Below are 697 nucleotides of genomic sequence, written 5' to 3'. Positions count from 1 at the left end.
TGGCTTCTCGGTTGCTGCCATTGACGGTGGTGCGGATCAGGTTGTTAATGTTGATATGTCGCGTTCGTCATTATCGAAAGGTCGAGAGAATCACAAGCTAAACGGACACAATACTAACCAAGTGAAATTCTTGGGTTATGATATTTTCCGTTCTTGGGGAAAAATCAAAAAGATGGGTAGCTATGATCTCGTTATTATTGATCCGCCATCATTTCAGAAAGGCAGCTTTGCTCTGACCAAAGACTACAAACGTATCTTAAGGAAGCTTCCTGAGCTTTTGTCAGAGGGCGGAGAAGTGATTGCGTGTGTTAACTCGCCTAAGGTGACCAGTCAGTTCCTAATTGATAGTATGCATGAGGAAGCGCCTGCGTTAAGTTTTGTTGAGCGCCTTGATAATCCGCCAGAGTTCGAGGACAGCGATCCTGAAGCATCGTTAAAAGTGCTTAGGTTTCGTTAATTGATTTAAGAAGCGCCGTTAGTGGCGCTTCTTTCGTTTAGCTATCTTGCGCTTTTAGGGTGTGGAAACCAGAGTAGATGCGGGTAAAAGTGGTGAACCAGCAGGCAGTGCCAAATATAAAGGCGATAAGCGCGAAATGCTGCGGGAATAAACAAAACAAAACAAAGCAGCCGATGGTTTCCGTTCCTTCGGTTAATCCACTCATATAGTAGAGCGACTTGTGTTGATAAACTGGATTAT

Annotated in this window: 1 protein-coding gene and 1 pseudogene; one reads left to right on the top strand and one right to left on the bottom strand. The window is 44.2% G+C overall.

Going from position 1 to position 697, the window contains the following annotated elements; genetic code table 11:
- Positions 1 to 457 (top strand): class I SAM-dependent methyltransferase (locus QTO00_RS20470; protein ID WP_331426375.1); only part of this gene is annotated, 457 nt, incomplete at its 5' end.
- Between the two features lie 37 nt (positions 458 to 494).
- Here the strand turns inward: QTO00_RS20470 and QTO00_RS20465 are convergent.
- Positions 495 to 697, bottom strand: a pseudogene (locus QTO00_RS20465) (CDP-alcohol phosphatidyltransferase family protein); the annotation flags it as partial.

Origin of the sequence: Vibrio sp. M260118, assembly GCF_036533755.1 — a bacterium.
Classification (GTDB): domain Bacteria; phylum Pseudomonadota; class Gammaproteobacteria; order Enterobacterales; family Vibrionaceae; genus Vibrio.
Note: the sequence above shows the minus strand (reverse complement) of the source record. Positions and strands in the feature narration are given on the sequence as shown.